The organism is Mesorhizobium sp. WSM4845, from assembly GCF_055811455.1.
Window position 1 is genome coordinate 57,294 of record NZ_JBVVQA010000027.1, and the last position, 24,782, is coordinate 82,075.

Annotated in this window: 22 protein-coding genes and 1 pseudogene; 10 read left to right on the forward strand and 13 right to left on the reverse strand. The window is 63.2% G+C overall.

What is annotated here, in order from left to right:
* Positions 1-126: 126 nt before the first annotated feature.
* Positions 127-1,572: an ABC transporter substrate-binding protein gene (locus AC0L2C_RS25700; protein WP_023800182.1), complete on the reverse strand. Its 1,446-nt coding sequence runs from the start codon at positions 1,570-1,572 to the stop codon at positions 127-129.
* A 44-nt stretch (positions 1,573-1,616) separates the two neighbouring features.
* Positions 1,617-2,591 (reverse strand): sugar-binding transcriptional regulator, encoded by a 975-nt coding sequence (locus AC0L2C_RS25705; RefSeq protein WP_027152561.1) that lies wholly within the window; start codon positions 2,589-2,591, stop codon positions 1,617-1,619.
* A 25-nt stretch (positions 2,592-2,616) separates the two neighbouring features.
* Between AC0L2C_RS25705 and AC0L2C_RS25710 the strand changes: the two genes are divergently transcribed.
* The 6 genes from AC0L2C_RS25710 to AC0L2C_RS25735 all read left to right on the forward strand — a co-directional run bounded on the left by AC0L2C_RS25710 (position 2,617) and on the right by AC0L2C_RS25735 (position 10,485).
* On the forward strand, positions 2,617-2,898 hold the full coding sequence (locus AC0L2C_RS25710) for a hypothetical protein (RefSeq protein WP_156942610.1): 282 nt from the start codon (positions 2,617-2,619) through the stop codon (positions 2,896-2,898).
* Positions 2,899-3,057: 159 nt separating this feature from the next.
* Complete coding sequence (locus AC0L2C_RS25715; RefSeq protein ID WP_473524713.1) at positions 3,058-4,446, forward strand: SWIM zinc finger family protein; 1,389 nt, start codon at positions 3,058-3,060, stop codon at positions 4,444-4,446.
* The gene (locus tag AC0L2C_RS25720; protein WP_473524714.1) at positions 4,443-5,888 is read left to right on the forward strand and encodes a DUF5691 domain-containing protein; all 1,446 of its coding nucleotides are present in this window, start codon (positions 4,443-4,445) and stop codon (positions 5,886-5,888) included. The genes AC0L2C_RS25715 and AC0L2C_RS25720 overlap by 4 nt, the downstream gene beginning before the upstream one ends.
* Positions 5,889-5,906: 18 nt before the next feature.
* Positions 5,907-6,986 carry an ATP-binding protein gene (locus tag AC0L2C_RS25725; RefSeq protein ID WP_077381511.1) on the forward strand — a complete coding sequence of 360 codons (1,080 nt, stop codon included), beginning with the start codon at positions 5,907-5,909 and terminating at the stop codon, positions 6,984-6,986.
* 6 nt (positions 6,987-6,992) lie between these two features.
* A complete protein-coding gene (locus AC0L2C_RS25730; RefSeq protein WP_473524715.1) occupies positions 6,993-9,251 on the forward strand; it encodes a DUF5682 family protein in 2,259 nt (752 codons plus the stop codon).
* Positions 9,244-10,485, forward strand: a complete 1,242-nt coding sequence (locus AC0L2C_RS25735; protein ID WP_473524716.1) for a VWA domain-containing protein — start codon at positions 9,244-9,246, stop codon at positions 10,483-10,485. Before AC0L2C_RS25730 ends, AC0L2C_RS25735 begins: the two co-directional genes overlap by 8 nt.
* An 82-nt stretch (positions 10,486-10,567) precedes the next feature.
* On the opposite strand, the gene AC0L2C_RS25740 is transcribed toward AC0L2C_RS25735, so the two are convergent.
* Positions 10,568-11,494: a pseudouridine-5'-phosphate glycosidase gene (locus AC0L2C_RS25740; protein WP_128171917.1), complete on the reverse strand. Its 927-nt coding sequence runs from the start codon at positions 11,492-11,494 to the stop codon at positions 10,568-10,570.
* A 31-nt stretch (positions 11,495-11,525) separates the two neighbouring features.
* A complete protein-coding gene (locus AC0L2C_RS25745; RefSeq protein WP_023800173.1) occupies positions 11,526-12,635 on the reverse strand; it encodes a carbohydrate kinase in 1,110 nt (369 codons plus the stop codon).
* Positions 12,636-12,804: 169 nt separating this feature from the next.
* Between AC0L2C_RS25745 and murQ the strand changes: the two genes are divergently transcribed.
* The 3 genes and pseudogenes from murQ (at position 12,805) to AC0L2C_RS25760 (ending at position 15,028) form a co-directional block, all read left to right on the forward strand.
* Positions 12,805-13,728 carry an N-acetylmuramic acid 6-phosphate etherase gene (gene murQ, locus AC0L2C_RS25750; protein ID WP_473524731.1) on the forward strand — a complete coding sequence of 308 codons (924 nt, stop codon included), beginning with the start codon at positions 12,805-12,807 and terminating at the stop codon, positions 13,726-13,728.
* Positions 13,729-13,761: 33 nt separating this feature from the next.
* Positions 13,762-13,891: pseudogene (locus tag AC0L2C_RS25755) on the forward strand (esterase); the annotation flags it as partial.
* 6 nt (positions 13,892-13,897) lie between these two features.
* Positions 13,898-15,028 carry an anhydro-N-acetylmuramic acid kinase gene (locus tag AC0L2C_RS25760; RefSeq protein WP_473524732.1) on the forward strand — a complete coding sequence of 377 codons (1,131 nt, stop codon included), beginning with the start codon at positions 13,898-13,900 and terminating at the stop codon, positions 15,026-15,028.
* On the opposite strand, the gene AC0L2C_RS25765 is transcribed toward AC0L2C_RS25760, so the two are convergent.
* Together AC0L2C_RS25765 and AC0L2C_RS25770 are read right to left on the reverse strand one after the other, a co-directional pair.
* Positions 15,029-15,454, reverse strand: a complete 426-nt coding sequence (locus tag AC0L2C_RS25765; RefSeq protein WP_473524717.1) for a GNAT family N-acetyltransferase — start codon at positions 15,452-15,454, stop codon at positions 15,029-15,031.
* Positions 15,455-15,579: 125 nt separating this feature from the next.
* Positions 15,580-16,758, reverse strand: coding sequence for an MFS transporter (locus AC0L2C_RS25770; protein ID WP_473524718.1), 1,179 nt, complete (start codon positions 16,756-16,758; stop codon positions 15,580-15,582).
* A gap of 48 nt (positions 16,759-16,806) precedes the next feature.
* Here AC0L2C_RS25770 and AC0L2C_RS25775 point away from each other — a divergent pair, with 48 nt between their 5' ends.
* The gene (locus tag AC0L2C_RS25775; protein WP_473524719.1) at positions 16,807-17,346 is read left to right on the forward strand and encodes an Lrp/AsnC family transcriptional regulator; all 540 of its coding nucleotides are present in this window, start codon (positions 16,807-16,809) and stop codon (positions 17,344-17,346) included.
* A gap of 94 nt (positions 17,347-17,440) precedes the next feature.
* On the opposite strand, the gene AC0L2C_RS25780 is transcribed toward AC0L2C_RS25775, so the two are convergent.
* The 7 genes from AC0L2C_RS25780 to AC0L2C_RS25810 form a co-directional block, all read right to left on the reverse strand.
* Positions 17,441-18,367, reverse strand: coding sequence for a manganese catalase family protein (locus AC0L2C_RS25780; protein WP_128179715.1), 927 nt, complete (start codon positions 18,365-18,367; stop codon positions 17,441-17,443).
* A gap of 354 nt (positions 18,368-18,721) precedes the next feature.
* Positions 18,722-19,552, reverse strand: a complete 831-nt coding sequence (locus AC0L2C_RS25785) for a GNAT family N-acetyltransferase (RefSeq protein ID WP_473524720.1) — start codon at positions 19,550-19,552, stop codon at positions 18,722-18,724.
* Between the two features lie 4 nt (positions 19,553-19,556).
* Positions 19,557-20,342: an aspartate/glutamate racemase family protein gene (locus tag AC0L2C_RS25790; RefSeq protein ID WP_473524721.1), complete on the reverse strand. Its 786-nt coding sequence runs from the start codon at positions 20,340-20,342 to the stop codon at positions 19,557-19,559.
* Complete coding sequence (locus AC0L2C_RS25795) at positions 20,314-21,132, reverse strand: ABC transporter permease (protein ID WP_023800164.1); 819 nt, start codon at positions 21,130-21,132, stop codon at positions 20,314-20,316. Before AC0L2C_RS25795 ends, AC0L2C_RS25790 begins: the two co-directional genes overlap by 29 nt.
* Positions 21,133-21,136: 4 nt before the next feature.
* Entirely contained in the window at positions 21,137-22,021 is an 885-nt protein-coding gene (locus AC0L2C_RS25800) for an ABC transporter permease (protein ID WP_473524733.1), read from the reverse strand.
* A 224-nt stretch (positions 22,022-22,245) separates the two neighbouring features.
* Positions 22,246-23,535: an ABC transporter substrate-binding protein gene (locus tag AC0L2C_RS25805; RefSeq protein ID WP_473524722.1), complete on the reverse strand. Its 1,290-nt coding sequence runs from the start codon at positions 23,533-23,535 to the stop codon at positions 22,246-22,248.
* 33 nt (positions 23,536-23,568) lie between these two features.
* Positions 23,569-24,657, reverse strand: a complete 1,089-nt coding sequence (locus AC0L2C_RS25810) for an ABC transporter ATP-binding protein (RefSeq protein WP_473524723.1) — start codon at positions 24,655-24,657, stop codon at positions 23,569-23,571.
* Positions 24,658-24,782 lie beyond the last annotated feature (125 nt).

Below are 24,782 nucleotides of genomic sequence, written 5' to 3' on the forward strand. Positions count from 1 at the left end.
CGACCGCCCTTTTTTACAAAACAATTCTATCACACAACTCGGTGTGTGCTCCCGGCCCCGCCCGCCCCCCCCCCCCGCGGCGCCGGCGCCCGCCGCCGCCCCCCCCCCCCCCCCCCCCGCCAGGACTCAGCCGAGCCCGGCTTCCTTGAGCTGGCCGTCGACGCTGGTGGCCAGCATGTCGAGGCCTTCGTCGATGGGCACTTCCTTGGCCACCATCTTCTGCAGCGTCGCCGCCCATTCGGTGGTGAGATCGAAGAACAGCGGCTGCGGGGTGAACTTGATGCTGGCGCCCGGCGCCGAGACGTCGAACATCTCGACATAGCCCGGATAGCTCTTGTTCAGCTTCTCGCGGAACATCTGGTCGTTCCAGACCGACTGACGCACCGGATTGACGAAGTCCATCTCGGTCGCACCGAACAGTGCATGCTCGGGCCCTGATGCCCATTGCATGAAGTACCAGGTGGCGTCCTTGTCCTTGGAAAAGTTGGACATCGACAGTGACCAGATCCAGATGTTGGGCGTCGGCGCCTTGGCGGCGGGATTGGCCTTGAAGGCCGAGAAGGCGAGTTTGCCGGCCATCTTGTTGTCGCCGCCGTTCATGAAATAGCCGAGGATGTCGGCGTCGAAGATCATCGCCGAGGCGCCGGCGCCAAGGTCGGTGCCGACCTGATACCAGGTGTAGGTCGACCAGTCCTTTGGGCCGCTCTCCTGGATCATCTGGACCCATTGCTTGTGGAAGGCCTTGGATTCGGCGGTGTTCATCGCGGCCGACAATTTGCCGTCAGCCGAGACGTTCAGGTCCTTCTGGTCAAAGTTGGCATAAGCCGACAGGAAGCCGGGATGGATCGTCGCCCAGGAGCGTGAACCGCGCACGCCGATGCCGTAGACGCCACTACCAACATCCTTGGTCAGCTTGGCCGCCGTAGCGACCATCTCGTCCATATTGCCGGGAACGCTGACCCCGACCTTGTCGAACATGCCCTTGTTGTAGGTGATGTTGTTCTGTTCGAAGCCCCACGGAATGCACCACTGCTTGGCATCGTCGGAACCGAGCACGCCGCCGGGCTGGCCGTTCCAGGCGCAGGACTTCCTGACGCCGGGCAGGAAGTCGTCCCAGGCATAGTTCACATTGGTTTTGGTCGGATCCTTGATCCACTCGTTGAGGTCGGTGATCCAGCCGGCCGGGCCGTAGGTCCAGGTCATGTAGGCGCCGGTCATGAAGGCATCGTATTCAGGCGAGCTGGCCGACAGCGCAGCGGTGACCTTGTCGAAATAGACGTCTTCCGGAAACACGTCATAGATGACTTCCATGCCGGTCAACTTCTTGAAGTTTTCGAGGTTGGCAATCATCGCATCGGCATAAGGGTGCTTGTTGAGCAAGAGCTTGATGGTCTTGCCTTTGTGCGCCTGCCAGTCGAAATCCGCCGCCAGCGCACGGGTCTGCCCCAGATTGAGCAGCGTTCCGGCCGTGCCGGCGGCAAGGCCCATCGCGCCAAGGCCCTTGATCAGCCCACGACGATCGACTTGTCCGCGCAGGAACGCGTCGATCAGGTCTTTTTCTTTCTCATGCATTTGTCTTCTCCTCCACAGGGTAGTTTCAATCGAATGGCTGCCGGCTACCCGACCGGCGTCTGCTCCACGAGTTTTCGCGCCGTCCGCTCATCGGTGACCAGGCCCTTGAGATAGCGACCCTCCAACACCGATTTGATGGCACGAACCTTCACCTTGCCGCCGGCAACGGCGACAATCCTGCGATTGCTGATGTCTTCGCGCGCCAGCGCCAGCGCCCGGTTGGAAAGCGTCGTCTCGACCGCTTTTCCAGCGTCATCGAAGAAATGGCCGAGCAGTTCGCCGACACCGCCGTTGCGACGGATCTCCTCCATTTCGCCCTTCTCGATCATGCCGGTGGCGACCAGCGACGCCTCGCGCTCGGCGGTGCCGATGCCGGCGATAAGCAGGTCGGCGGCCTTGCCGAGATCAAAAACCTCGCTGATGCCCTTCTGCCCGAGCAGCACGGTTCGATCCTCGACCGTGTTGGCGAACATCGGCACCGGCATCACATAGGCTTCGGCGCCGGTCCGTTCGGCCAGGCGGTGAATGACGTCGTGCGGATTGGCCGAGAACTTGCGCGTCAGACCGCCGAGCAGCGAAACGAAGCGGGTCTTCTCGGCCGATATGCGCGGCAGATATTCGACGCAGGCGGCGAGCGTGCGCCCATGACCGACGCCGATCAGCGTGTCCTCGCCGCGTTCGATCTCACGCTTGAGGAACTGCGCGCCGGCGATGCCGAGCGCCTTGAGCGGCAAGTCCTCGCCATCGAAGTCGGGAACGACCTCGCAATAGTCGAGGCCGTAGCGGCTGGACAAATCGTCTTCAAGCGCGACGCATTCCGACACTTCGCCGTCGATATAGACTTTGACCAGCCCTTCCTGATTGGCCTTGGTGATAAGGCGATGCGCCTTGAGGCTGGTCAGGCCAAGCCGCTTGGCAACCTCCGACTGGGTCAGCCCGCCAGCATAATGGAGCCAGGCGGCGCGCGTCGCCATACTGGTTTCATCGTCACGCAGGAGGCCGTTTCCAAAACCAACCATTTCCGCCCTAAGATATTTTTATCAGGTGATGCAAAATTTTTCACAAGGTGTCGCAGGAGTCAAGCGCCGCAGCGTTCAAATCACCTTGAGAGGGCAAAAAAGGCCTGCTGAAGCAGCCATCGTGCAGGGCGGTGCCAGTCTGAAATGCCATGCCTGTCGACCTGAAGGGCAAAGGCTGAACGGCTCGCTCCAAGCGAACCAGTTGCATGGCCGCAAAGGCCTGCTCCCGTTCAATGAGCGCATAACTGGGCTGACCGACGCCAACCGCCGATTTGCTGAAAATGCTCTGCCCGCCGAATGGCGGTAGAGCTCGCTTGCGGATCAGGCGAATTCGGGCAAGGAGGACAGGGGCCGAGAAGTATCGATCTTCACATTGCGAGAGCTACAATAATTCTTCACGAACGGCTATCTATCCTTCCGACAGGTGTTTGGTTCGAGTCACGAGGGGCGCGGCTTGGAATTCGATTTGAGGACCATTGAGGCGCTTGCTCCCGATCAGGCGTCGCTGAGCGCCGCCTCCAAGCTGACCAAACGATCGAACTGGCCGCGGCTCGAAAAGCATGAGCCCCAGGCGCTCATCTGGGGTGAATGCCAGGGCTCCGGCTCCAATCCATATCGGGTGGTGGTCGACACCGGCGATCACGGCTACAAATGCACCTGCCCGTCGCGAAAATTCCCGTGCAAGCACACGCTGGCGCTGATGTGGATTGCCGCCACCGCGCCAGCCAGTTTTGCAGCCGCTGAATCCTCGCCTGAATGGGTGAATGACTGGCTTGGCCGGCGCAGGAAGACGACGCCACCGCCAGCGCAACCGATAGAAGGTGTGGCAGCCAAAAGCATTGATGAGGCTGCACGGACGGACGACAGCGCCGCCGTCGAAGACGGTGCGGCGGTGGAGCGTCGTGAGGCTGCGCAGCGCAAGCGGGCGGAAGACACACGACAAGCAGTGTCGGCGGCGCTCGATGAACTCGATCAATGGATCGCCGACCAGTTGCGGCTTGGTCTTTCCGGGTTTGTCGACGGCAGCAGCGACCGTTGCCGCCGGATTGCCGCGCGGCTGGTCGACATGAAGGCAACCGCGCTTGCCGGTCGCATCGACGAGATCCCTTCGCGGCTGATGGCGCTGCGCAGCGAAGAAAAACCGGATGCGGCGATCCGTGAGCTTGGCAAGCTTGTGCTGCTGGCCAAGGCATGGCGGGCGTCGCCCGACGACCCAGAGCTGAAGCGCCTCGTATCGACCTCTGAAACCCGCGAACAGGTTCTGGCCAATCCGGATGCAAGACAGGTCGAAAGCTTCTGGGAGGTTCTGGGCGAGAAGATCGAGAGCCGCCGTGACGGTCTCGTCAGCCATTCGACCTGGCTGCTCGATCTGAAGTGCGCTACCCCGGAATTTGCCGTGCTGCTCGATTATTTTCCGGCTTCTGCCGGACGCCGGTCCAACGCTTTTGCGCCGGGCGATCGTTTCGATGCCCGGCTGGTCTTCTATCCATCACGCAAGCCGCTGCGCGCACTGGTGGCAGAACGCATGGGTGAAGTGACGTCCGGCGCGTGGCCTGATTTCAGCTTTGGCGCTGCAAAGGACCCACTCGCCACGCATGCTTCCTATCAGGATGCTGCGCCTTGGATTACCGATTGTCCTCTCATACTGCCGCCTGGTGCGATCCTGGTCGATGACCGCGGCACAGGCTGGTGGCAGGCCGCGGATGATCCGCAAGGGATCGCCTTGCCGATCGCAGGCGCTGTCAATCAAACATTGCTCGGCCTCGACCTTGCGGCCACGGCAGCGCTCTGGGATGGCGCCCGGCTTGACCTTCTGGCGGCTCAAAGCGGATTCGGGAGGCTTGACCTGTCGTGAACGAGGGCGAGCAAACAGGCCTGGCGACAATGCGCGATTGCTGGATCACCGGCGGAGCCACCTTCGATCTGGCTCCGACCGCCTGGAAGACGATCGCCGGCGGTGCAAGTCCCGACGAGCAGGAGCGCCGGCTCCTGGCAATCGCAGCACAAGCGCTCGACGTCGCCCTGCGGCCGGCGGCGCCGAAGACGCTCAAGCGCCGGCCGCCGCTGCCCAGGCTTGCGCTCCCGATGCTGCCGGAGCGGTTGCGGCCGCTGTTGAGAGCCGCTCTGAAACATGCCGTCGACGCGCGACGCAAGACGCGCGTGGTGACGCTTGTCGCCAGCCGCGGCTTTGTGCTCCATCCGATGGACTGGATGCCCGTCGCGTCGGATCAGAACAGTCCGGACGTCTACGCCCCCTGGATCGACTGGCAAGCAAGCGTGGACGGGGAGAGACATGCCCCGCAAGAGAAACTGACGGCGGAAAATTGGGATGAGTTCTATCCCGCCGCGCGACGCATCGCGCTGGCAGACGCGCGCCGCAGTGAACCGGCTTCGGCTCGACTGCTGATCGAGGCCAAGGCGTCGGGCGAGCCCGCCGAGGTCAGGCTTGCGCTCGTCGAGCTCATGCGCTTCGGCCTGAATCCTGAGGACGCGCCGTTCCTTAAAAGCCTCTCCGCCGACAGGTCCGGCAAGGTGCGCGAACTGGCTGGCCGGCTGCTGGCAAGGTTGGGAGAGCACGGCCGTTCAAACGATGGCGGACCGGATGATCCCGCAGCTGAACTCGCCGCTTTCATCAGCGAAGGCAAATCCGGCTTCATCCGCCGCCGCAGCATCTACACGCCGGCGAAGTTCAAATCGCCGGCGCAGGAAAAGCGTCGCGCCGAATTGTTCGAGACCTGCAACCTGGTCGACCTGGCCGCGCGGTTCAGTGCTACCGAATCTGAGTTCATAGGAGCCTGGCAATTCGGCGCCGACAACAATGCCGACATCCTGATCGCACGAATGGTCGCCGCTTCGGGGAGCGACGCCGCGGTGACGCATATGGCCGACGCACTTGTCGCCGATGGCGGCAAGCCAGCGCTGTTCGTACTGCACCTCACGCCGCGCCTGGACAGTCGCAGAAAACGAGCCCTCGTCCGGCTGATCCTCAAGCAAGCGAATTACCTCAACGCGATCAATCTGGCGGAAGGCATTGATGCTGGCTGGCTGGAATGGGGCGATCTTTCGAATGGGTCGGCTGTTGCGGCGCTGCGTTCCGCCGTTGCGGGAAACGACGACGCCATGCGCCGAGGCGCCGACGATATACTGGAAACGATCGGCTTCCTTGCCACGGCGACCACGGCAGCAAAATTGATCGACGAGGTCGTCGCAGCCGGCATGCCGCCCGCAGCCCCATCACTCAGCGTCCTGCGTCTCAACGCGGCGCTGGCCGAACATCAGTCTAGAACCGACACATGATCAATCCGGAGAATTCATATGAACGCTGCCATCCGTCTCCCGGTCGAGCAGGCCTATGCCTCTGAATTGCAGGCGCTGGCGCGCGGTGACGACAGGCAAAAGCCTGCCGGCTGGAGCCTCTCGCCACAAGCTGTGCTGACTTATCTGCTGGGCGGGAAGGCCGGTGACGGCACGCCGGTAACGCCAAAATATGTCGGTCGCCGCCGACTGATGGAGACCGCGGTGGCAACGCTCGCCACCGACCGCGCACTGTTGCTGCTCGGCGTTCCCGGAACGGCCAAGTCCTGGGTGTCGGAACATCTGGCCGCCGCCATCATGGGCGACTCGACGCTGATCGTGCAGTGCACGGCCGGCACCGACGAGAACCAGATCCGCTATGGCTGGAACTATGCACAACTTCTGGCAAAGGGCCCGAGCCAGGAAGCATTGGTGCCGACGCCGCTGTACCGCGCCATGCAGACCGGCAAGCTCTGCCGACTCGAGGAACTGACGCGCATGGGCTCGGATGTGCAAGACACGCTGATCACCGTACTTTCCGAAAAGATGATGCCGATCCCGGAATTGAACACATCGATCTATGCCCAGCGCGGCTTCAACATCATTGCCACGGCAAACAATCGGGACAAAGGTGTGAATGAACTCTCCTCGGCACTCAAGCGTCGCTTCAATGTCGTGGTGCTGCCATTGCCGGAAGACATGGCTGAAGAGGTGGCGATCGTCTCCAAGCGGGTCGACGAGATGGCCGGCGGGCTCGACCTGCCGGTGCCGAAAAATGTCGGCGAGGAGATAGCCCGGGTATTGACCATCTTCCGTGAATTGCGGTCCGGTGCGACCGCCGACGGCAAGGTGACGCTGAAGACGCCCTCGGGCTCGCTGTCGACCGCCGAGGCGATCGCGACGATGGTTGGCGGGCTGAGCCAAGCGGCGTGGTTCGACAGCGGCAAGCTCGGCGCCGAAGGTCTCGCCGCCAGCCTTGTCGGCGCGATCGTTAAAGACCCGGTACAGGACAAGGCAGTGCTTGAGGAATATCTGGAAACAGTGCTCAAGAAGCGGCCTGACTATGCCGGCTACTATGCGGCCTTGAACGCAGCGATCTGACGCGTCATGGGGCACAGCGACGTCGCCTATTTCGGCATACGCCATCACGGGCCGGGTTCCGCCGACAGCCTTGTGCAGGCATTGCAGGATTTGCAGCCGGTCGCCGTGCTGATCGAGGGGCCGATCGATGCCTCCGCGCTGCTGCCGTTGCTGGCCCGCCCGGAGATGCAGCCGCCGGTAGCACTGCTTTGCTATCCGGAGGAGGATCCGGCTTCGACAAGCTTCTGGCCATTCGCCGAGTTCTCGCCGGAATATCAGGCGGTCCTTTGGGCCGTGGACAACAAGGCGGCGTTGCGCTTCATCGACCTGCCGTCGTCGGCGCGCTTCTCGGAAGCGGCGGTCGACGGCGCGGAAAAAGTCGATGCTGACGATGCGAAGGAGTCAAGCAAGCGTGATGATGTGGCTCCGCATCGGCGTGATCCGATAGGCACGCTGGCCCGCGCCGCCGGCTATGAGGATGGCGAAAGCTGGTGGTCGGACATCATCGAGCAGAATCCGGAACCAGGCCCCATATTCGCCGCCATCTCCGACGCGATGATAACGCTGAGGGATGGTGAAGGCTCGATCGCGCAGTTCGAGGCCCAGCGCGAAGCGCATATGCGGCTCGAAATCGCTGCGGCGCGCAAGGAATTCGACGGACCTATCGCCGTCGTCTGCGGGGCGTGGCATGTGCCGGCACTGCAGGCGACACACATGCAGAAAAACGATCAAGCCCTGCTTAAGGGGATTGCAAGGCGCAAGAGCACGATGACATGGGCGCCGTGGACGGGACCGCGTCTGGCGCTGGGCTACGGCTATGGCGCGGGCGTCGTCGCACCCGGCTGGTGCAAGCATCTCTGGCGCACGCGCGGCCGGCGCGATGCAGCAACCTTGTGGCTTGCAATGATTGCAGCGGTGCTGCGGGTGAAGGGTCACCTGGTCTCGACTGCTTCGCTGATCGAAGCGGAGCGGCTCGCCCGCACGCTCGCCGCGATTCGCGAGCGGCCGAAACCCGGGTTTGAGGAATTGCGCGACGCCGCAATTGCGGCTCTGTTCAACGGCGAAGCGTTGCTGTGGGCCGTGGTCGAGGCCGAGCTGCTTCTAGGTGCGGACGTCGGCGAAATTCCACCCGACACGCCGTTGGCGCCGTTGATCGAGGATCTGCAGCGCAACCAGAAGGCGGCGCGGCTGAAACCTGAAGCATTGGAGCGGGAACTATCCGTCGACCTGCGAAGCGATAGCGGGCTGTTTCGTTCGACATTGCTGCATCGGCTGAACGTGCTCGGCGTGCATTGGGGCAAGTTGACGGACGCCGGTCGCAGCCGTGGCACGTTCCGCGAGCGGTGGACCCTGGCCTGGGAGCCGGAATATGCCGTTCGCCTGGTGGAGAACCTAATCTACGGGCCGACCATCGAAAAGGCTGCCAACGGCCGCCTGATACAGATGATCGAAGCCGCAGCAACCCTCGATACGCTTGCGGCACTGGTCCAGGGCGCCATCACGGCAGGCCTGTCGGAAGCATCGACCGCCGGTCTCGCGGCCCTGGAGGCGCGCGCGGCGCGCAGCAGCGAATGCCTGGAGATTCTGGCCTCGGTGCCGCCGCTCGCCGACATCATCCGCTACGGCGAGGCGCGCAAAACCGAGACGAACCGGCTTTCCGGCCTCATGGAGCGGCTGATCGTCGAAGGTGCGATCGCGCTTCCCTATGCGGCACGCGACCTGGATGAGCAGGCCGCCGCGACGCTGGTAAGAGCGATGCGCAAGGCCGATGAGGCGATCAGGCTGGTGGAGCCGGGGGAAGACGTGCTGAACGGATGGCGCAACGGGCTGGCTGCCGTTCTCGAGGGGTCGCGGGCGACGGCGCTATTGGCCGGATGCGCCGCGCACCTGCTCTACGAGGCCGGCCGCCTGTCCGCCGAAGCCGCAGCCGAGCTGCTCGGGCGACGCCTGTCGCCGGGCACGCCAGTCGCCGAGGCGGCGGGGTTCTTCGAGGGCTTCTTCAGCACAGCTGGTCAACGGCTGATCTATGACGAAGGTCTCCGCAGCGCGGTCGATTCCTGGCTCAAATCTCTCGACGAAGATGCTTTCATCGCACACCTGCCGTTGCTGCGCCGCGTCTTTTCCAATCTGGACAGCATGGAGCGCCGGCGGCTGATCGAAGCGATTCTCGGCCGCGCCGCGCGCTTGCCGGCTGGCCTGACGCCGACGCCGGACGGCGGCGAGGCATGGCGCCGACACCTGGAACGGCTTGGACCATTGCTGAGGGGAGGAAACGGCAATGGATGACGAGGGCGAAATGAACGGGCCCGGCCCACTCACGGCCGATGCCGGAGGGGAGCGCCGCTGGCGCCTGGCGATCGGCGCCGATGACGAGGCGTCGGCGGCACTTTCCAGCGACGACAAACGACTTTCGGCGGCACTCGATGCTTTCTACGGCGATGGTGCCAGCGCGGCGGCCAGTGACCCGCGCAAGCGGCGTGGCGGGCTTGGCCGCTCGGCACCGCGCGTTGCGCAATGGATGGGGGACATTCGCTCCTTCTTTCCCGCGCAGGTCGTTCAGATTGTCCAGAAGGACGCTTTCGAACGCCTGGACCTGAAGCAGATGCTGATGGAGCCGGAGTTCCTCAAGGCGATCGAGGCGGACGTCAACCTGGTCGCCGACCTGATTTCACTGCGTTCAGTCATGCCGGCCAAGACCAAGGACATCGCCCGCACGATCATCGCCGACATCGTCGCCAAGCTGATGCAGAAGCTGGAGCAGAAGACCGCCGAGGCGATACGCGGCGCGCTCGACCGATCGAAGCGCACCAATCGTCCGCGTGCGCGCGATATCGACTGGCAGCGCACCATCTCGGCGAACCTTCGCCACTACCAGCCCGAGCACAAAACTATCGTGCCGGAGAAGCTGGTTGGTTTCATGCGCAAGCAGCGTCGGCTAGTCGACCTTGACGAAGTCGTTCTCTGCGTCGACCAGTCCGGCTCGATGGCAAGCTCGGTCGTCTACGCCTCGATCTTCGCGGCAGTGATGGCCTCGCTGCCGGTCGTGCGCACCAAGCTCGTCTGTTTCGATACGGCCATCGTCGACCTTACCGAAGAACTCAGCGATCCCGTCGAAGTGCTGTTCGGCGTGCAGCTTGGCGGCGGCACCGATATCAACCAGGCCGTCGCCTATTGCGCCGACCGTATCGAGCGGCCAACCAAGTCGCATCTGGTGCTGGTCACCGACCTCTACGAGGGCGGCAATGGCCAGGAATTGCTGCGGCGGCTGGCGGCGCTGGTTCGATCCGGCGTCAATGTCGTCGTGCTTCTGGCACTGACCGACCAAGGCCGGCCCGGCTATGATCCGGCAATGGCAGGTTCGGTTGCCGCACTTGGCATTCCGGTCTTCGCCTGCACGCCGGATCTGTTTCCGGACATGATGGCGGCGGCATTGCGCCGCGAGGATATCGGCGCCTGGGCGGCGGGAGCCGACATCAAGCTGGTTCGCGCCGAGACCGAGGCGCCCAGGGCGGACGACTGAGCCCATGTTCCAGAGGGTTGCCGAACTCCTGTCGCGGCTGGAAAGCGGCTGGACAGGTCAGCGATTGTGGCCGGCAGTTCCGCTATTTAATGTCCTTCAATCCCGCATGCGCCACGGCAATGCGGGCAGCGAGCGCCGCGTTGTTGCGGACCAGCGCGATGTTGGCCTTCAGGCTGCGGCCCTGCGAAAGCTCGTTGATGCGGGCGAGCAGGAACGGCGTCAGTTCCTTGCGACCGATGCCGCGTTTTTCGGCTTCCGCCACCGCCGCGGCGATCGTGCCATCGATGAAGGCTGGATCGAGCGCATCCAGTTGCGGAATTGGATTGGCGACGAGGATGCCTGTGCCCGAGCCGATCTGCTCGTGCAGCAGCATGGCCTGCGCAATGTCCTGCGGCGTATCGAGGCGGTGATCGGCTTTAAGTCCGCTGGAGCGCGTATAAAAAGCCGGAAAGTCGTCGCTCTGGTAGGCAATCACCGGCACGCGCTGGGTCTCCAGATATTCCAGCGTTTTTGCAATATCGAGGATCGATTTCACGCCGGCGCAGACGACGGTCGTGCCGGTCTGGCCGAGTTCGGTCAGGTCGGCCGAGATATCGAAACTGGCCTCGGCGCCACGATGCACGCCGCCGACGCCGCCGGTCGCGAAAATACCGATGCCGGCCAATGCAGCGATCCGCATCGTCGCCGAAACCGTGGTTCCGGCCGAGCCGCCGCCCACCATAATGGCGGCGAGGTCGCGCCCGGACGCCTTGACCACGTCCTTTGCCGCTGCCAGCTGCTCCAGTTCACGGTCATCGAGCCCGACCTTGATCTTGCCGGCAACCACCGCGATGGTGGCAGGCACGGCGCCATTCTCGCGCACCACGGTCTCGACGCCGCGGGCAGTCTCCAGATTGGCCGGATAGGGCATGCCGTGGGTGATGATCGTCGATTCCAGCGCCACCACCGCGCGGCCTTCTCGAAGTGCTGCCGCGACTTCGTCGTTCAGGTGGAGAAGGGAAGGTTTCATCGTCATTTCGCTTTCAGGGTTCGGCTCGCGTTCAGGCGGGAATGCGGTACATGCCGGCGGTGAGGAAGCGCGGCGACAGATCGGGATGGACGCTGGATTCGCTCTCGGTGGTCAGCGTGGCGAGCAACGCCCCGGTGCGCGCCGAGTCAAGCACGGGATCGCCCGAAAGCACCTTGTACAGGGTGCCGGCAATCATTGCGTCGCCGGCTCCGGTGATGTCGACGGCGCGGGCCGGGACGGAACGCATCGTTGCCACGCCGCCTTCGGTCGCGACCGCAAATCCGTGCGCGCCCATGGTCACGATCACCCCGCTGGCGCCGGCCGCGCGCAGCGCCGCCGCGGCCTCTTTCGGCTTCAGCCGCTTGTCGGCATCGGTGATGCCAAGCATCGTATTGGCCTCGTCATGGTTGGTGAATAAAAGGTCGATGCCGGTCAGGTCCTTGGGCAGGCGCGCCGATTTCGGCGACGACACCGTGTCGACGGCGAGCTTGAAGCGCGCGCCCTGCTTGCGTGACATCAGCGCTGCGATCGTCGCGGCCGGCAGGTTGCAGTCGATGAACACCCAATTCGCCGAAGCCAGATGCGGCCAGAAACGGTCGAGACAGGAGGGCGAAAACAGATCGAAGATCTCCATGTCGGCGATGCCGAGCACGAGATCGTTATTGAGGTCGAGGATCGCTGCATATTCCGCCGTCGGCCGCTCCGTGGTGGTGATGACCTGGCTGACGTCGGCGCCCAGGTCGCGCAGATGCCGCACCAGCGAGCGGCCGGTCTCGTCGTCGCCGACAATCGAAACGAAGCTTATGTCGACGCCGAGGCGGACAAGGTTCTCGGCGACGTTGCGGGCGACGCCGCCGAAGCTGCGGTAGCCGGCGACCGGGTTCGACGTCCCGAAGATCAGATCCTTCCTGGCGTGGTACTTGCGGTCGAGGACGGCGCCGCCGATGCAGATCATGCGCTTGGAGGCCGGCAAGACATAGCCGCGACCAAGAATGTAGCCCTTGTTGACGAGCTGCACGATGTGGGCCGCGACGGTCGAGCGGGCAATGCCGAGCGCGGTCGCTATATCCTGCTGGCCGGCGAACGGGTTCGCCGCAATGAGATCCAGCACTGCCTGTTCCTGTGCTCCAAGGTCGTCCATCGCCTCACCCCGGCCCGCGCAATTCATGCTGAACTTTGATCAACAACAGATGATGTTGTCAACATTAGTTTGGCCGGCGAGCCTGTCGATGCCAGCTCTGGTACTGGTCAACGCCCGGCGCCGCATCACATTACTTGTTGCCGATGGCAAGAAGTTTGAAAGCAGGCGGATGAACGAACAGGAGTTGATGGCGGAGCTGGAGCGGCTGGTTTCCGAGGATCGGAACCCGAGGACGATGGATATCGACCTGTTGCCGACCATCGAGATCCTGCGCATGATCAATAACGAGGACAGCGGCGTTCCGGCCGCCGTCGAGAAGGTCATTCCGGAAATTGCTGCCGCGGTAGACCGGATCGTTGGTGCGTTTCAAAAAGGCGCGCGGCTTGTCTATATGGGCGCCGGCACGAGCGGCCGGCTGGGGGTTCTCGACGCCTCGGAGTGTCCGCCGACATTTGGCGTGCCCGAGGGCATGGTGCTCGGTCTGATCGCCGGCGGCCCGAATGCGCTGGTGCGGGCTGTGGAAGGCGCCGAGGATGATCCGCAACAAGGCATCAAGGCACTGCAGGGCATCAAGTTGACCGCCGACGATGTGGTGGTCGGCATCGCGGTCAGCGGCCGCACACCCTACGTCATTGGCGGCTTGACCTATGCAAGGCAGGTGGGAGCAACGACGGTGGCACTTTCCTGCAACCACAGGTCAGTCATTGCCGGCATTGCCGACATTGCCATCTCTCCGCTTGTCGGCCCCGAGGTTCTCGCCGGCTCGACCCGGTTGAAGTCGGGAACCGCGCAAAAGCTGGTTCTCAACATGCTGACGACAGCCAGCATGATCCGGAGCGGCAAGAGCTACCAGAACCTGATGGTCGACCTCAATCCCAGCAACAAGAAGCTGGTCGCCAGGGCGGTCGGGATCGTGATGCAGACCACCGGCTGCACAGCGCAGCAGGCACGACGGGCGCTCGACCAGACCGGCAAAGACGTCAAGCTGGCGATACTGGTGACAATCACCGGGCTGGGCATCGAAGAGGCGCGCAAGGCGCTCGACAATGCGGGCGGGTTTTTGCGAAAGGCGATCGGCGAAAAGACGGCGTGAGCTGTCTGGATACCGGTATACCAGTATACAGGATGGATCGACTTCGACAAAGGCAGGGGCATGGGAGACCTTGCTCCCCAAACGGATCCATCCGACACATCATTTCGACAGCGGGATTATCGAGATTCGCCCATCGGTCGGCGATCGCGCCAACGGAGCCTAACAAATGATGATTGCGAAAAGTGGCGAACCAATCTGGGCCGTCGGGCTGATGACCGGCACGGTGCTGGACGGCAATATCGATGTTGCGCTGATCAAGACCGACGGCGAGCGGATCGAGGATTTCGGCACCTACACGCTGGCGCCCTACCCCGGATCGATCCGGACGCTGCTGGAGGAGACGCTGGATCAGGCCAGGGCGTGGAATTTTGCCGGACCGGAACCGGCGATCTTTCGCGAAGCCGAAGAAGCGCTGACGCGCGCCCAGTCAGCAGCGGTCAAGGACCTGGTCGAAAGCTACAGGCTGACGATGGCCGATATCGGCGTCGTCGGCTTCCATGGCCAGACTGTGCTGCATCGCGCCCCGCAAACCGGCCGGCTCGGCCAGACCCGCCAGCTCGGCGATGGGGCTTTGATGCATGCCATACTGGGGACCAAGGTCGCCTATGATTTCCGTTCGGCCGACATGCGCGCCGGCGGGCAAGGCGCGCCGCTGTCGGCCGCCTATCACGCCGCGCTGCTGCGCGATGCCGATATCAGCGGCGACACGGCGGTGCTCAATCTTGGCGGCGTCGCCAACATCACCTGGTGGGACGGCAAGGACAATGTCGTCGCTTTCGACACCGGACCGGCCAATGCGCCGCTGAACGATTTCATCAAGGCGAAAGGGCTTGGCGACATGGATCGCGACGGCGCTCTGGCCCGCGCCGGCACTGTGGACGAAGCCCGGCTGGCCAAGCTCCTGCAGCATCCCTATCTGGCCAAGCCCTATCCAAAGTCGCTGGACCGGTTCGATTTCGGCGCGGCCATGGCGGATGGGATGAACGCTGAGGACGGCGCCGCACTGCTGACGGCCTTCACCGCCGCGGCTGTCGGCAAGGCGCTCGACCTCCTGCCGCACCGGCCAAAGCGGCTGGTGGTCAGCGGCGGCGGCCGCCACAACCCGACGATCATGGCCATGCTCGCCAGCCGCGCCGGCGTCGAAGCGGTGCCGGCGGAGGCGCTCGGCTGGAAGGGTGACGCGGTCGAGGCGGAGTGCTTTGCCTTCCTGGCGGTTCGCGTGCTCAGGGGCCTGCCGATCAGTTTCCCGACCACCACCGGTGTGCCGCAGCCGATGCGCGGCGGACGCCTTGCCGGCTGATCAAGCCAGCAGTTTCTTCTGCAGGAAGACCCGGCTGCGACCGGCGGGAAAATCGGGAAGCACGCCGAACGGCCGATATCCCTGACGCTCATAGGCCTTGGCCGCCTGGGGATTGAAGGTGTCGATCAAGGCGCCATGACAGCCGCGTGCGCCGGCCTCCTGTTCGGCTGCGTCCAGCATCCTGCCGGCCATGTGCTGGCCGCGCAGCCGCTCATCAACCCACAGCCACTGCACATAAAGCCAGCCCCAGGCGGTGTATCCCGAGATGCCGCCGACAACCGCACGGTGCTCGTCGCGCACGAACACGGCGAGCACCTTCCTGTTGGCCGGACCGACTTCGCTGTCGTTGAACGCGCTGAGCCGCTCCCCGAGAAAAGCGAGTTCTTTCGGCGATGGGTCGGCGGTGGTTTCAAGCGTCAAGTTCATCGCTTGTCCAGACAGGCTCACAGCCGGATACCCGTATACAGCGCTTCCGGACGCGTGGCACTTTCATTTGCATTTATCGAAGGAAAGGACGGGAGCGCAAGCTCTGCCGCCGCGTGGCTCCGCGACTACACGGGCCGCGGCGAATGCCACGCCGCCGCAGCAGCGGCAACCAGCATGAGCAAGGCTGCAACCGCCGCCGATGCCGCAAAACCAAAGCTGGAATAGAGCGGACCGAAGGCGGTGGTGCCGACAAACACCGCGAGATAGGTGACTGCGCTGTTCAGGCCCATGATCGTGCCGCGCCGCGCCGGATCGAGCGCCGAGAGGCGCATCACCAGGACGTTCAGCCCGAAATGATTGGCAAGGCCCCAGAGCGCGACCATCGCGATGGTCAGATGGAAACTACTGCCTGCCGCGGCGAGCGCGACATAGACGGCCGCGACGAGCAGATAGGCGAACGGCATGACACGTCGCGCGCCAAGCCGATCGATGACGCCGTCAAGCAGTGCCGCCATGCCGAAGCCAATGCCATAGGCGAGCGCGGCCAGGCCGTTGGCGCTGACCGGCCGTCCCAGCCCATTGTGAAGATGATCGCCGAGATAGCCATAGACGCCGTAGAAGGCGGTCATGAAGGCGCCGCAGGCGACCAGGAGCGGCACGATGCCGGGCACGGCCAAGGCGCCGAGCGGCGTCGGCGCCGGGCCGCTTTTCCTGACGTCGCTCAACGACGTCAGCGTAAGGCCGGTCAACGCGAGCGCCGCAAGCACCGCGACCGCCCCGAAAACAGCACGCCAGTGCACCAGGTCGGCAAGCACCGCCGACAACGAGACGCCGGCGACCATGCTCAGGGTCCAGCCGGTCAGCACGACGCCGATGGTCCCGCTTTCGCGGCCAGGCGGCGCGATCGCCGCGGCGCTGGCATAGATTGCCGGCATGGCGATACCGGCGGCGATTCCGGCGAGAAGCTGGGCCGCAACCAGCGTCGTTACCGTCGGCGCGGCGGCGCTGGCGAGGAGCGCGACCGCCAGCAGCAACAACGCCCCTTGCAGCATGCGGCGGGCGCCGAGCCGATCGATATGGCGGGCCAGGAACAAGGCGCTTGCCGACGTGCCAAGCCCGAACGCAGCGGACGCGATCATGACGGCCGGCACGCTCGTCGCAAACGACGCGGCCACCGCCGGCGCTATCGGACCGAGAACCAGCGAGTTCGAGCCGATCACCGCGATGCATCCGGTCAAGAGATAGGCGAGCGCCGGGATAGGCGGCCTTGCCGTAAATGTTGCGACTTGATCACTGTTCGACATATGCCGATAATCGCCGTATTAAATTCTGTATCAATAAGGAATTTCACCATGGATGAAGAAACAGATGGCATTCTGCAGAACAGGCCTGCTGCCCGCGATGTCGACGCGACCGACCGAAAGATATTAGGCGTTCTGGTCGACGACGCCACGGTCAGCTATGCCGAGCTCGGTGATCGCGTCGGCCTGTCGCCGCCGGCCGCGCATGAACGGGTGAAGCGGCTTCGGCGCAGCGGCGCCATCCGCAACACCGCGGCGATCATCGATCCCAAGGCGGTGCGCAAGCCGTTGCTTGCGTTCGTGCACATCGACACCAAGGGCTGGGGAAAGACCCCCGAACTGATGGCGATCTCCGAGCATCCCGAAGTCGAGGAGATCCATTCGGTGGCCGGCGACACATGCATGCTGATCAAGGTCCGCACCGAGGACACAAGGGCGCTCGAAGGCCTGCTGTCGCGGCTTTACGAAACGCCTGGCGTGACCTCGACGCGAAGCTATGTGGTTCTGTCGACCTATCTCGAGCGGCCGGTGCAGCCCGGGATCACGACCGAATGGCCGACGCCCCGGCACATGGCCAAGCCGCTGTATTAGCCGGAGCGCGAGTCGGGACGGTGTCCGGCTGGGCCCGGCCTGATCGCGGGCTTTGCCTGCAACGACGGCATCGTCATTAACCGATCGAGGCTCGTTACCGAGACGCCTTGTAAAGCTTGGATGCAATCTCGTACATTTCCTCAGGCGCGTAATCCGGTGTGAAAGCTGATGGCTCTCCCACCAACTCCTGGATCTTTCCGCCATCCGGCATTCCTTCGACAACCTCCAATTCACCTGGAGGATCGTCCGGGAGAGCCATTTCGCCATTGCCCCAGATCCCAGCTATCTCACGGTAATCTTCGGGACTGAATGTATAAAGGCGTCGGTGCGAGCCTTCCTCAAGATATTTCTGGCTCTCCGGGATGTTTGCCAGCGGAATGTTGGGCGTTGGAAGCATCTTCTCGATTTCGACACCCGTTATTTGTTTGAGCGCGAGGGCATAGGCATGGGCATGTACCGATCCCCTTACCAACAGATATCCGCAGACCTCCCGTCCGGTCGGGTCCGACAAGGTTTCGTAGACCCGCAGTTTGTGAAGGCGGGCTCCGCATTCGAGGTGGAAATTGTGGAGGAGGTCAAAAATAACGTTGCCGGTCGTTGTAACGAAATCCTTGTTCCAGCTCAGGCCATTTGAATCGATCGGCACGGCGCCACCACCATGCGACAAAAATCCGGCAGCCAGTCTTGCGTCCTTCATCATATCGAACGGCGCGCCGGTGATATCTGTCGGACCTACCGTGTCAGCGCCGGGTTCATCAGGACCGTTCGCAAGCATCGACACCCCATTGCTGACCAATTCGACATGGCCAAGCTCTTCGGCGGTGATGGCCGCGACCAGGCTGTAGAACGGCCTCAACTTGCTCTTTGATCGGAAATTGAAGCTTTGGAAGAGGTAGTTACCGAGTGTGGACATTTCTCCGTATTTCCCGCCAAGCAACTCCTGGAGCGCTGAAGCGGCATTGACATCCTGTTGGGCCGGTGCCGGTAATTCGATCTGAAGCTTGTCGACGCGCAAAAACATGGTCTATCTCCGTTAGAGGAACGGACCTAACAGCACTTCGACGGTATTGTTCCCGCCTCTCAGAGGAGTATTTCTCCCATCGACCGGGCTTTCCCAATCGATGCGTTGGCGACCTGAACGCTGCACATGCAGGCGGGCTAACTTTTTAGCTCATGCGGGAACATGGCGGTGCCATCATCCCTATGGCACATGACACGCGACCGACTGGATGAGGCAGAACAATCTGTACCTCGCCGTCGGCGCTCTGGTTGTCGCAGTCCATCGCCTTGGGCATTTACGTTTTTTCGCGAGGAGACCAGCCAAAAGGCGTGGAACTTCGCCTCGATGATCTGCGCACAAAAAGCTGACGCCGTCTCAACCAAGCTCCAAAGTCGTGATCGCAAAGACGCCGAACTGCGCGAGCTGCGGCGCTTTTCCCTTGTACATTCGAGCCGTTTCGAAGCCCGGTTGAAGGCCGGCGAACGACAGGAAAGCCGCAAAGCTTCCACTGGTCTCGGGGACGTCGAGATGGACATTTCCGGGTCCGGAGGCGTTGGCGAGCGCTCCGAAAAGGCGACTTGCCGCGTCCAGGCTGTTGGCAAAGAGCGGCCCGACCTTGCAGCCGTCCCGGCATTGGCGGGCGACGCCGTACCCCTTGATGGCGCCATCCCTGACGATCGCCAGCGCGACGTGCGGCGGGCGCAGCCAGTGTTCCAGGAAGGATCGCCTCGGAGCGGGAAAGTACCGGCTATCGTAGTCCAGGACATCCGCTTGCGGGCCTATGACGCGAATGTCGCTGTCGGCAGTTGTCGGACCGTTCGGCGATCCGACGAAGCGGATCGTCCGGTAGACCGGCGCAAAACCCATGCTGCGGTAATTGGCCTGCTGTTCGACGACACCATCGAGGCCGATCGTGCGGTCGCCGAGCCGCGCCATGCCGGCATCCCAGACCGCCTTGCCATGACCTTCTCCACGCCTGTCCGGCCGACAGATATAGAGGCCGATGAAGCCGAAATCGTCGCCATAGGCCACAGCTGAAATACCGGCCACCATCTCGCCATCGACAAAGGCGCCGATGAAGCCGTCGGGATCCGCCGCATGGAACGCCACGGCATCGCCGAGGCCAGGATTCCAGCCCTCCGCTGCCGCCCAGTCGACAAGGATTTTTACGTCTTCAAGTGCGAGCGTTCTGATCGTTCGGCGCATTGGCTCACTCGGCGACACCAGGTCCGGGGGCGAAGGACTTCAATGCGCCAAGATAGGGCTTTGCCAGCGGGTTTGCATAGGCGCCACGCTTGGACGTCGACAGGCCAAGCGCGATCAAGGCCTCGGCCTGCTTGACCGCGGCACCGACGCCGTCGATGACCGGAACGCCGAATTCCCGCTGCAGCGCGGCGGCGAGATCGGCCATGCCGGCACAGCCAAGCACGATGGCCTCTGCGCGATCCTCGTCGAGCGCGCGCGCGATCTCGCCGCGCAGCTTCAGGATCGCATCAGAGGTTGGGTCTTCGAGCGCAAGAACCGGAATGTCGGCAGCGCGCACGCGTGCCCGTCCTGCCATGCCATAGCGCTGCACGAGCGCTTCGACCGGCACGCGCGAGCGCTCGGTCGTGGTGACGACGGTGAAGCGCTGGGCGATGAACGAGGCCGTGCTGAGCGCTGCCTCGCAGATGCCGATGACCGGAATGTTGGCCATGGCGCGCGCCGCATCCAGCCCAGTGTCGTCGAAACAGGCGACGATCGCAGCCAGCGCGCCCGAGCGCTCGCCGGCGGCGATCTCGACCAGAAGGCCCGGCACGGCAAGCGCCTCGTCATAGTAGCCTTCGATCGAAACCGGACCCATCGTCGAGGTGACGGCGACGATGTCCGTACCGGCGCCGGCGACCAACCGCGCCGCCGCTGCAATGGTTTCGGTCATGCTGGCGGTGGTGTTCGGATTGACGACGAGGATCTGCACTGCGGTTCTCTCAAGCTCGCGGCCGACGGCCGCCGACATAGGCGATTGCGCCGAGCGTCGCCAAAATCACCAGGAAGGAAAATACCGTGGTCACGGTGCCCAGCGCATAGAGCACTGGCGTCGTCACATTCGTCGTCATGCCGTAGATTTCGAGCGGCAGCGTGTTGAACGTGCCCGAGGTCATCAGGGTGCGGGCGAACTCGTCATAGGACAGGGTGAAACCGAACAGGCCGACACCGATCAGGCTGGGCGCGATCATCGGCAGCACGACATGCGCGAAGGTCTGCCAGGAGGTCGCGCCCAAGTCCCGCGCGGCTTCCTCATAGGCCGGCGAAAACCGGTTGAAGACCGCGAACATGATCAGCACGCCGAAAGGCAAGGTCCAGGTCAGATGGGCACCAAAAGCAGAGGTGTACCAGGCGGGACGAAAGCCGATCTGCTGGAAGACGACGCCGATGCCGAGCGAGATGATGATCGACGGCACGACCAGGCTGGCGACTGCCAGATAGAACAATGCGGTGGCGCCGCGAAATTTTTGCCGAAAGGCAAGACCGGCAAGCAGCGACACGCCGACGGTGACGATCATCACCATCAGGCCAAGAATAAAGGAGCGTTTGAAGCTGCCGCCGAAATCACCGACCGCCTGGCGTTCGAACAGATTGGCGAACCAGTGCAGCGAAACGCCGTTCAGCGGAAAGGTCAGCCCGCCATTCTCGCCCTGGAAGGACAGGATCAGGATCGCCGAGAGCGGGCCGTAGAGAAACAGCACGAAAAGGGCGAAGAATGCCGCCAGCACGTAGAATTCAAGGGTGCGCTTGTCCCGGCTCATCGCCTCACAGCTCCTTGCGGATGTCGACGATGCGCAGGATGCCGGCGACCATCAGCAGCACCAGCACCAGCAGCACGACCGCGTTGGCGGCCGCTGCCGGATATTGCAGCAGCGACATCTGGTTCTTCATCATCAGCGCGACGGATGCGCTCTGTCCGCCGGACATCACCTGCACCGTCGAAAAGTCGGCCATCACCAGCGTGACGACGAAGATGGTGCCGATCGCCATGCCGGGCTTGGCAAGCGGGATGACGACGTTCCACAACACCTGCCAGCCGGACGCGCCGGCATCGCGCGCAGCCTCGATCAGCGACTTGTCGATGCGCATCAACGTGTTGAAGATCGGTGTCACCATGAACAGCGTGTAGAGATGCACCATGGCCAGCACCACGGCGAATTCGGAATAGAGCAGCCATTCGATCGGCTTCGGGATCAGCCCGATCTCAACCAGCGTCGAGTTGACCAGGCCGTTGCGGCCAAGCACCGGAATCCACGAGATCATGCGGATGATGTTGGAGGTCAGGAATGGCACCGTGCAGACCAGGAACAGCACCATCTGCATGGCGGTGGTCCTGATATGGAAGGCGAGGAAATAGGCGACCCAGAAGCCGACGAACAGCGTCAGTGCCCAGACGATACCAGCGTATTTCAGCGTGTTCAGATAGGTTTTCCAGGTCACCCACGAGCCGAGCGTGTCGGCGTAGTTGATGGTCAGGAAATCCGGATACATCGCCGCGAAATCGTAGTCCCAGAAGGAGACCACGGCGATCATCAGGATCGGCAGCAAAAGGAACGCGCCGAGGATCAGCGCCAGCGGCGCCGCCTGGAGATAGGGGACGAGGCGGGCGACCGAGAACAGGCGGCGCCCGGCAGGTTTGGCGGCGATCATTCCAGGACGTTCGAGCACTGCTGTCATCAACATCTCGGTAGGCTGCGAGGCGGCCGGAGCTGCGTCCCTTCTCCCCTTGTGGGAGAAGGTGGATTGGCGCGCAGCGGCAAGGCGGATGAGGGGGTGCTGGAAGAAACTCAGCGTTGGCGATCCGTCCAACACCCCTCATCCGACCGAGCTTCGCTCGGCCACCTTCTCCCACAAGGGGAGAAGGCAAGAAGGCACTACGCCGCGATGAATTCGTTCCAGCGCCTCACCATGTAGCGGTCCTCGTCCATGACCGAGTTCCAGCAGGCGACCTTGCCCATGCGCTCGACGAACGAGCCGCCGTCGCGCACCGCGCCTGCCTTCTCCATGATCTTGCCGTCCGGCGCCATGATGTCGCCCTTGGCCGGCTTGCCGTCGACCCAGTAGCCCCATTCGTCCTCGGACATGAACTGCTTGGCCGTGTCCATGGCGGCCGAGTAATAGCCCTGGCGGTTTAGGTAGGCGCCGACCCAGCCGGACAAGTACCAGTTGATGTACTCGTAGGCGGCGTCGAGCTCGGCGCCCTTGAGGTGCGCCGCCAGGCCAAGGCCGCCGCCCCACGAACGATAGCCTTCCTTGAGCGGCTGGTATTTGCAGGCGATGCCCTTGGAGCGCACCGCCGCGACCGCCGGAGACCACATCGACTGGATGACCACTTCGCCCGATGCCATCAAATTGACGCTCTCGTCGAACGATTTCCAGAACGCCCGGAACTGGCCGTCCTGCTTGGCCTTGATCAGGAAGTCGATCGTCTTGTCGATCTCCTCCTTGGTCATGTTGCCCTTGTCGGCGTATTTGACGTTGCCCATGGCTTCCATGATCATCGCCGCATCCATGATGCCGATCGACGGGATATTGAGGATGGCGGCCTTGCCCTTGAAGGCCGGATCCATGATGTCGGCCCAGGTGGTGATCTCGCGGCCGACAAGGTCGGGGCGGATGCCGAGCGTATCGGCGTTGTAGATGGTCGGAACCATCGTCATCCACTGCGTCGGCTGCTCGGCGAAGGTCTTGGCGTCCTGCGCCTCGACGAAGCCGACGGTATGGGGCGCGGTGCCCTGGGCGATGACGCTGTCGGGCGTCAGCTTGCCGGTGATGAACAGCGGCACGATCTTGTCGTAATATTTCAGCTTCTTGACATCCATCGGCTGCATCACGCCGGACGGATACACCTTCTTGGCGATCCAGTATTCGATGTCGGCGATGTCGTAGCTGTCCGGCTGGGTCACCGCGCGCTGGGCGGCGGCGTCGGAATCGGTCGCGGTCATTTCCAGCGTGATGCCGAGGTCGGCCTTGCACTTGTCGGCAATGGCGTTGAGGTTCGACACGCCGGTGCCGAACTGGCGCAGGGTGATCGGGTTCTGCGCCCAGATCGTCGGAAACCCGGTGATGGCACCCGAACCGGCGGCAAGACCGATGGCGGCAGCACCGGTCTTGAGCAGCGAGCGGCGGGAAATTCCTGTCTTGTTGTCGGTGGTGTTGGTCATGTCAGTTCCCCTGTTTTGATTGATGGTTCTGGTTCAGGAATCGAGACGACCAAGGACGATCGCGTCCTCGGCGTCCCAGGCGATCGGCACCGCGTCGCCGACGGCGACCGGCTTGGCGAAGAAGCTGGTGTCGTCGACGATGACGGTAAAATCCTCAATGCCGGCGCCATTGACCGAGAGTTTTACGGTCGAGCCGCGGTATTCGACGTTGGAAGCGATGCCAGTGAAGCCGAGCCCGGTGGCCAGTGGGTCGCCGATCCGCACATGGTCGGTGCGAATGGCGATATCGATCGGCTCGCCGATCGCCCTGCCCTGCCCGCTGGCCGCAAGCGAGGCCCCACCCGGCACATCGAAGACAACCATGCCGTCGCGGCTGCCGCTGACGCGGCCGGAGACGACGTTGTGATCGCCCATGAAGCGGGCTACGAACGCGGTGGCCGGCCGCTCGAAGACGATGCGCGGATGCGCCGCCTGCTCGATACGGCCGTCATTCATGACCACGATCAGGTCGGCGAGCGCCATCGCCTCCTCCTGGCTGTGGGTGACGTGGACGAAAGTGATGCCGAGCGACGTCTGCAGCTTCTTCAGTTCCGCCCGCATGCGGATCTTCAGGAATGGATCGAGTGCCGACAGCGGCTCGTCGAGCAGCAGCGCTTCGGGGTCGGTGATCAGCGCGCGGGCCAGAGCGACGCGTTGCTGCTGTCCGCCCGAAAGCTGCGCCGGGCGGCGGCCGGCGTAGCCCTCCATCTGCATCAGCTTCAGCATATCGAGCGCCCTGGCGCGGCGCTCTTCCTTGCCGACGCCCTTCATCTTGAGGCTGAACGCAACATTGTCGATCAGGTCGAGATGCGGAAACAGCGCGTAGGACTGGAACATCATGGCGGTGCCGCGCCTGGCCGGCGGCAGGTCGGTGACCACCGTGTTGCCGAGACGCACGTCGCCGCTCGATATGGTTTCGTGCCCGGCAATCATGCGCAGCGTCGAGGTCTTGCCGCAGCCGGACGGCCCGAGCAGGCAGCAATAGGTTCCCGCGGGGATTTTCAAGCTGATGTCTTCGACGGCAGTCGTCGCGCCATAGATCTTCGAAACGGACACGATGTCGATTTCGGCGGCTTTGGACATCCGGCTTCCTCTCTAAATCAACTTAAGCAAAGCATCATGCATGCCAACTGCCCTAGATCGGCCTCAAACGATTGATTCCTTGGGAAAATCAGAATTGCCTCCGGCTGCCCTTCGAAACGGCATGC